Raw genomic sequence first — 7,555 nt, forward strand, 5'->3', positions numbered from 1 at the left:
GCGCCGGCTTCGATCACTACCTTCATGCCCGCCTTGTGATGAATCTCCTGCCCGGCTTCCACCAGCTGCGCCTGGCCGATGTTGTCGTGGCGGGTGCCGTTCACGGTGAGGTGGTCATCGCCGTCCACTTGGGTGTAGCGGTTGCCGTGCACCGTGTGGTGGTCATCGTTGTCAATCTCGCTGATGCGGTCTCAGAAGCTCCAGGTCTTTCTGGGCGTGGAGCCAGATCTGTTCTTCCCCCGCCTCGTCTTCAAAGCGCAGTTCGTTGAAGCCCTCGGCCTTGTGGCTCTGGGTGCGCAGCACCGTGCGCGTCTTGTGCTCGGGCAGCGGGTACGGGGCGGTGTTGACGGCGTGATAGGTACGCCCGGTGACCAGCGGCTGGTCCGGGTCGCCTTCCAGGAAGGAAACGATCACTTCGTGGCCAATGCGCGGCAGTGCAATGCTGCCGTAGCCGCCACCGGCCCAGCCCTGAGCCACGCGCACCCAGCAGCTGGCGGTGTCATTGGGTTCGGCGTAGCGGTCCCAGGGGAACTGGACCTTCACCCGACCGTGCTCGTCGCAGTGAATCTCCTCGCCTTCCGGGCCGACCACAAACGCCACCTGGGGCCGTCGACTCTTGGCTTGGGATTGGGCGTGGCGCGCCAGGGGGCGTCGCCGGGCATGAGGGTGACCTGGTTGACGTAGCGCGTCATGCCACTGGCATCGCTGTGCGTCATGCCATCTTCTTCCAGCGCCTGGGGCTGTTCGCCCACATGGCGTACTTCTACCACCTGCCAGTCGCGGTTGAGGCTTTGCGTGTCGTGATCGGTCAGGCTGAAGCGCACGCCGGGAGCGAGTTCCGGCAGGTCGCTTTCGGCGCTGGCGGTGATCGCGTCGCGGCGCAGCTCTTCCAGGCGGATGCGCGTGAACGGCTGGCCGGAGGCGTCCTGCTTGTAGCGACCGGGGTAATCGAAGTGCTCGTAGTCGGTCTGCTGGCCGTGGGCTTCAACGTCGCGGCCCAGGTGTTCGTGCAGCTGGTCGTAGGCCGGGTTCTTGAAGCTGTAGTCTTCAGGGTGGCAGTGGCCGCCGCTACGCAGGCGGTATGGCCAGCGCAGCCAAGTCTCGTTACCTCGCTCAGATCAAAGATGCCGCCGTGTAAGATGGCTACCACCTTCCCCGATAGGTAATCAATGAATGCTTACCGCAGCCGCTATTAGCGTGGCGCGTTGTCGTTATTATAACGATTCGCTACATCTTCGGACGGCGGCCCTGCTTCCGGCCGATCAACAAACTTCCCCGCCTTCCAGGGGAAGCGGCCAAAGGCATTGACGTCTTCTGGTTCGCCCTTGCGGGTTTCGCGGTAGTTGGGCACCGAAAGCTCCATCAAATCCGGGCGGCCGCCCCAAGCGGCACTATCCACTTCGGCACGGTGCGCTTCACGCAGCGCCTTGAGTTCTTCCACGCTGCTATTGGCATACAAATCGCGCCAATAAGTAGCAGGACGGCCACGTTTCCCCGCCTCGTCATAGGCTTTAGTCGTCAGGTCGAGATGACGAAAGGGTTCAATCTGGGGAATATCTGGCAACGGCTGAGACACATCCATATAGCGCTGTAGCATATCCCAAGCGGCATATAGCTGGGCGATGCTGCCACCAACAGTAAAATCAAATTCAAGTAAACTTGCACTATTCGGCAGGCGACTACGATGGGGATAACGATGGATCAGTTTCAGGGAATGAAATTGTGAACCCTGTGTACCTACCCGCATTTCAATGTAGGTATCAAATTCATAAAAAGGAAAGTCTCCTATATCAGTTTTAACCATACCTGTGTGCCGACAAAAGGCATAGTCATCCGACCAATTTCGGTTGCCTTTATAAAACCTAATAGAATATTTTTCCCAAAAATAGCGAAGTAGGGTCGCAACGCCACAAAGAATAGCCACACCAAATATGAGCTTTATAAAAATCCACGGAAATTCACTATTTCCATACACAAGGGAGGCTAAACCGCCAAGAACCGCTGTAACTACAGCTACTCCGGTTAATATCGCCCCCCCCCCTCCCACAAAACTGAAAAGGTGTGAAAAAATAACAAAAATAAATCTAGCAAAACGATAAAAATCGTTAATATTTTCATCAACACGCTGTGACCAACGTAACTCATTGATCATGGTGTAATCATGATAGTCATCTCCAATATATTGATACTCTTGAAACCAGCTTTCCGAGTACTGATTGGTAGTAGGATTTATCCCCAAATAGTTGCCCCAAGGCAGGCGCGTTTCCAGAATACGACCGTGCAGTTTCTCGTTTTGGGGAGCATAACTCTGCTCAGGAATAGCATCAGCACAATAGGCGGTTTCGGCGTAACCATCCGCTGGCGTTAGCGACTCGTCTTGCAAACTCATAGGCGGGCTCCCTGCTGGCGCCATACCCAAGTCAATGAGGAGGGGTACGTGGTAAAAGTCATTTCGTCCTCAATGGGTTGATAGGTTCTGCTAGCCCGATCCCAAAACTGAATGGAGCCCTGACCCGTTAAATCGTCAAGGTACAGGCGCACCAGATTGGCTTTCTGGTGATACTCCCGCGTGTAATCGGGCTCATGCTGAAAACGCTCACGGCTAGTGCGCAGCCAGTTTGGGTCTACGCCTAAGTGTGAACGAGGAATATCTGTGCGTCGCCATTCGCGAGGCAAACTGATCCCTAGATAACGGATAGCATTATCTTCAGAGTCTTCCGCTTCTGCAGAGGCTACTAAGCGCTGGCCCTTTACGATAGGGTAATACTGATAGGTGAACCCCATATCGGGCACCGGTGCCAAGTAGTCGGCACTAACTCCTAGTGGGGGAAGGCGGAACTCCCCATAACGTAATCCGGCGCAGCTGAACTTGACCGCGATATCGCAATCTGCAAAACGGGGTGCTAGCTCAACTAGCATTCTAGGAGATACCAGTTCAGCATAGGTATCATTTAGCCCCTGCAGCAGGTAAAGATAGGTCTGGTGGGGGCTGGCCCCTCTAAATTGTATCAAGTAATCATAAATAGCGACTGAATCCTTGTCATCTTCTTGAGTTGCAAGCTCGGTCAATCGCGATTCCAGTTCATCGCGGCGACTGCCGAAGGGGCCATACTGCACCCATAGAGAGAAGCCATCATCACGGTTATTAGTTGCTTGGTACTGAAAGAAAACAGAAGCGATAAGGCTAAGTACGGTGGTCGGTACTGGCCTTAACGTACCCACCCAACCTAATATTCGGCTAATCAACTGATTAGTAACCAATCGATCTCTGGAGATACGCCCAGCAGCCTCACCATAGCCAGAGCCGTAAACTGTGGCAACGCCGATTGCGCCAGCCTGAGCCCTTGTCCAACGAGCAGCTTGATATTCGCCACGTTGAGCAAGTTCATGCGCATCATGAGCAACTAAAGCTGTGGTCAAAAGACCTGCAATCAGAGTCAACCCTCCCCTAGCCCTCCCTGCATCACCCATGGCCTTTTGCCAACTTTCATCTTTCAAGAAAGGTTTATCAAGTATGTTATTGATTCGAACAGACCAGCCCCACTGAACATTTGCCAGCTTCAACCCTTGAGTACTTAATAACAAGCCATCGAAAACAGCACTTCCTAATTTTGCTGCATTTACCGCCCCTCCTTGGCGTCCTACTTTCTCAAACCCTTCCCAGAGGTTATTTACTTCTAAAGCCACCAAAACTGCCCAAAAAGCCGTATAGCCTGTACGCGCGCCATAAAAACGCCACTCGCCCGTTTCCCGGCCAATGACGCGAACGGTCTGATTTCCGGGCGAAGATACAGCATTGCCGCCTAGCGCATTGGTAGTCGCCGTGGCCTGCAATGCTGCACTGGCTTGGGCCATTTCAGCGGTGACTGTTTTAAACTCGCGCGGAGCAAGCCAGACAATTCCGCCACCTTGGAGTTCGGCTTTGATCGGTAACCCTCCTCCCAAGGCGCCTTTTAGATCAGCATAGTCAGAAGCGATATCCAAAGACATGGACTGGCCCAGTTTAAGCCAAGGAATTGCGGCAACCAGCGGAGGTAGTGTACTAAGCACAACAGCGTCAGCGCCATTGAGCACACGGCGCATGACATCTGCCGTAGGGTTGGTTTCTTCGACAAGCTGGTTCTGCAAGGCTATCAGATCATCCGCCGTCATCGTGGCGGCGCTGGCTTCCTGAGAGAGTATCTGCTGTGAGGCCTGGGCGATGCGACCCACGTCTCGTGCGTAGGCTTCTCCCCAGCCATTCTCCATTTTGCATTGCTCGGGCTCGAACAGCAGCGCTGAGGCAAGATGTTCACCCTTATACAACGTCTCCAGAGTCGAGTGGCAGCGTGCGGGAGATTGGTAGTCGCTCAACTCGTCGGTCGTTCCCTTTGGGTCAAACGGCTGGGTTCCGTTGAGCAGGATATCGATACTGCGGGCCAGAATGACATAAGGTTCCAACAGGTTGATATCATCAAACAGCATGGCATCGTGCAGTGCGTGAACCAGGGCACCCGGCGTGGTATCGTCCCATAGATCCGCCAGTGCAGATAGCGCTTCATCGCGTCGTAGCCGCGCCAACCGACGCTCTTCGATTTTGGCCAGGCGTGAAAACAGGCTTTCCCGACTTCTATCCAACCGGCGATCCAGCCAGTCATCAAGATAACGTGGATTGTTTTCACCCTCAGGGCCCTTGTCCATGAAGCAGTTGGCATGCACCAATTCCGCCGAGGCGCCATGGGGGTGGTATTTCATGCTTTCTGCCAGCACCATCAAAAGCTCGGTGCTGGCCTGTATATCGGCGATGAGGTGTTCGGTTGCCTGCTTGGGGTCACGCAGGAAGATACAGCAGAGCTTCTGATCGCGTAACGGCGCTAAACAGTCTTCCGTGGCCGCCGGTGTTGGCATAAGCGCCAACTGTGCTTCTTCGGCCTGCTCCTCATCCGGGCGCAGCGGGTTGCACCACTGTTGCAGCAGCGTGCCACGCAGCGCCGGTGAAAAATCGCGCTGCCGACGCGCCATGTCGATCTCCGGAAACGAGGCTTCCTGCTCATCGGAATCGAAGAAGGTTCGCTCAGAGGCGAGCTGATCAAGCAGTGCGCTCCAGCCTTCTGCCGTAGGGTCTTCAATATAGTCGCGCGGGCTGCCCCAGGCTTGCTCATATACCGCATCGCGGGCGCGCATGGGCGGCAACCAATCCAACCAAGCTTTGCCTGCACATTCATCGCGATTGACATCCAGCCCGTGCTGGTAGAGGTTTTGCCCCTGCCCTTGAAGCATGACGGTAACAGCGGACTCGTTCAGCGCTAGAGGCTGACAACGCTTCTCGATCAGGTCTGGATTGGCTTCCAATTGTTCGATATGCGCCCACGGCCAGGGATGGTCCGAGAAGGCCAGGCGCACATTGGCAGTTTCACCATTGAGCTTGAGGGGTAGATGCACATGAGACAAGGCTGGCCCGGAAAACTCCCGTACCGTCGGAACCTCGCCTTGCTCACGGTAGGCCGCAATATCGCTATCGAGAAATTGTAAGGTGCCATTTACGAGGCTGCTGGCGACCAATTCACGAATCAGCCGCCCCTGCAGAAATACGTAAATGAAACCACCCCGGCAAGGCCCTACTGCCAACTCATGGTGGTCGAGGTACAGCATGGGGACAGTCGATACCATCAGGTTATGCTGAAAAGCCCGCTGCTTGGGGATCAGGCCACATTGCGAAACCTCCTCTACCTGAAGCAACGGTATCTCGATATCGCCTATCTTCTGTACCAAGCGGTAGTCTGCCAGCTCTTCTTCTAAAAACTCTTTCTGTGACTCGACAATGGGCCCGAAACGCCCCTCCGATGCATCTCCTTCAGCTAGACGTTCAACGGCATCGTCTCCCTGATAAAGCCAGTATTCATTCTGGGCGTTATCTTCATGATGGCCAGTGATTTCCAGATAGATTGCCTTGGGGCTGCACGCGTGGTTCTGTGGCATTCCTATGTCCTTTATCGTGTCATCGCAACAGAGAGCGGGGCTTTCGCGTACGCACTCAACTCGTTGACAAACTGTTCAAGCGTGTCACTACGCGTCAGCATACTTTCTACGCTTTCAACCGCTTGCTTACGCTTCAGGCCGGTTTTCCAGGTAGTGTGCCAGTAGTGTTCCAGCTCGCGCCAGAGAACCGTAATGTCTTCATCTCTTTGCAGAAGGTCAAAACGGTGTACGGTATTTCCCAAGAGCGCCGTCAACCGCGAAAACTGCCTCAAGCCTGCAAACCGCTGCTGAGTGATGTTATTCAGCCTTAATGTTTCGCTCGGCTCGATCCCTGTAGGGTTAATCGAGTAATAGCGCTCATGAATGACATCCCCCTCTCGTTGGCATAGCGGCCAATGCCAACAAGCCTCCTCGCCCATCAGTGCCAGGCGGCTGGCCGGTGAAAGTAGCTCCTCGCCCAGCAGTAGATGCAAAAGGGCAGGCTCGTGAAAGCGCAGTAATCCGAAACCGCCACCAGGCGTCTGGATGGTAAGGCAGTTTGCCAAGCGTTCTTGCAAAGCATCCAGCGATTCTGGGGTATCGATCACTACCGACGCGGTTTGCCCTACCCACTTGAAGCCATACTGCTGCCAGACATTATCATCGTGCGTGATATCCAGAAGCACCGGCCCGCTATCTCGAACCGCTTGGTAGGGCGTGCCATCGTAAAGCCAGCGAAACATGGGCTGCTTCGTGATGGCATAAAAACGGCGCAACACCTCGCCCTCGGGCAGGCTAGCCGTATCAACCAACCAGTACCGGTTATTCCTTGTTTCAGGTAGGTTCAATGCGTAACGCATCAGTTGGCACCACCTCGACACGGGCAGTCAGCCAAAGGGCAGCTCCCATCGCTTTGCTTTTGGCATAGTTGCACGATGCTGGCTTCTACTGCCGAGGCTTCCAGTAGTGCTTCATGAGTCACGTGCGGGGTCGCTACATGCGTCTCTGCGATCGCCTGCCCCGGCAACCGCGGCGCCTGCGCCGCCTGGCCACTCCCCGAACCGGGGCTGCCGCCGGAGTTGATCTTGACCTGCGGGCCCACCAGGGTGACGCCGCTGGGGTCGATCTTCAGGAAGCTGCCGCTGGCTTTCAGGGTGATTTCGGCGCCGGCTTCGATCACTACCTTCATGCCCGCCTTGTGGTGAATCTCCTGTCCGGCTTCCACCAGCTGCGAATGGCCGATGTTGTCGTGGCGGGTGCCGTTCACAGTGAGGTGGTCATCGCCGTCCACTTGGGTGTAGCGATTGCCGTGCACCGTGTGGTGGTCATCGTTGCCAATCTCGCTGATGCGGTCGTTGTGCACCTTGAGGTGGCTGTCGTTCTGGATTTCTTCAGTGCGGTCGTTGAGCGTCAGAAGCTCCAGGTCTTTCTGGGCGTGGAGCCAGATCTGTTCTTCCCCCGCCTCGTCTTCAAAGCGCAGTTCGTTGAAGCCCTCGGCCTTGTGGCTCTGGGTGCGCAGCACCGTGCGCGTCTTGTACTCGGGCAGCGGGTACGGGGCGGTGTTGACGGCGTGATAGGTACGCCCGGTGACCAGCGGCTGGTCCGGGTCGCCTTCCAG

At 55.6% G+C, this 7,555-nt stretch carries 6 protein-coding genes; all 6 read right to left on the reverse strand.

Features of this window, described 5'->3' with window-relative positions; genetic code table 11:
* Positions 1-171 precede the first annotated feature (171 nt).
* Positions 172-591 carry a type VI secretion system tip protein TssI/VgrG gene (gene tssI, locus B0H98_RS17290; protein ID WP_340162387.1) on the reverse strand — a complete coding sequence of 140 codons (420 nt, stop codon included), beginning with the start codon at positions 589-591 and terminating at the stop codon, positions 172-174.
* Entirely contained in the window at positions 540-1,094 is a 555-nt protein-coding gene (locus tag B0H98_RS17295; RefSeq protein WP_340162388.1) for a contractile injection system protein, VgrG/Pvc8 family, read from the reverse strand. Before B0H98_RS17295 ends, tssI begins: the two co-directional genes overlap by 52 nt.
* 98 nt (positions 1,095-1,192) lie before the next feature.
* Complete coding sequence (locus B0H98_RS17015; RefSeq protein ID WP_146130272.1) at positions 1,193-2,389, reverse strand: hypothetical protein; 1,197 nt, start codon at positions 2,387-2,389, stop codon at positions 1,193-1,195.
* Positions 2,386-5,958, reverse strand: coding sequence for a hypothetical protein (locus tag B0H98_RS16720; RefSeq protein ID WP_106376204.1), 3,573 nt, complete (start codon positions 5,956-5,958; stop codon positions 2,386-2,388). Before B0H98_RS16720 ends, B0H98_RS17015 begins: the two co-directional genes overlap by 4 nt.
* An 11-nt stretch (positions 5,959-5,969) precedes the next feature.
* Positions 5,970-6,797, reverse strand: a complete 828-nt coding sequence (locus B0H98_RS16725; RefSeq protein ID WP_106376205.1) for a DUF4123 domain-containing protein — start codon at positions 6,795-6,797, stop codon at positions 5,970-5,972.
* A partial coding sequence (locus tag B0H98_RS16730; RefSeq protein WP_422822165.1) for a bacteriophage T4 gp5 trimerisation domain-containing protein occupies positions 6,797-7,555 on the reverse strand: 759 nt, incomplete at its 5' end. The genes B0H98_RS16730 and B0H98_RS16725, both read right to left, overlap by 1 nt.

This window comes from Vreelandella songnenensis, from assembly GCF_003002925.1.
Classification (GTDB): Bacteria; Pseudomonadota; Gammaproteobacteria; order Pseudomonadales; family Halomonadaceae; genus Vreelandella; species Vreelandella songnenensis.

Bases quoted from the DNA above. Each gene is read 5' to 3' on its own strand.
- B0H98_RS16720 (WP_106376204.1), bottom strand. From the start codon at position 5,958: ATGCCACAGAACCACGCGTGCAGCCCCAAGGCAATCTATCTGGAAATC.
- B0H98_RS17015 (WP_146130272.1), bottom strand. From the start codon at position 2,389: ATGAGTTTGCAAGACGAGTCGCTAACGCCAGCGGATGGTTACGCCGAA.
- B0H98_RS16725 (WP_106376205.1), bottom strand. From the start codon at position 6,797: ATGCGTTACGCATTGAACCTACCTGAAACAAGGAATAACCGGTACTGG.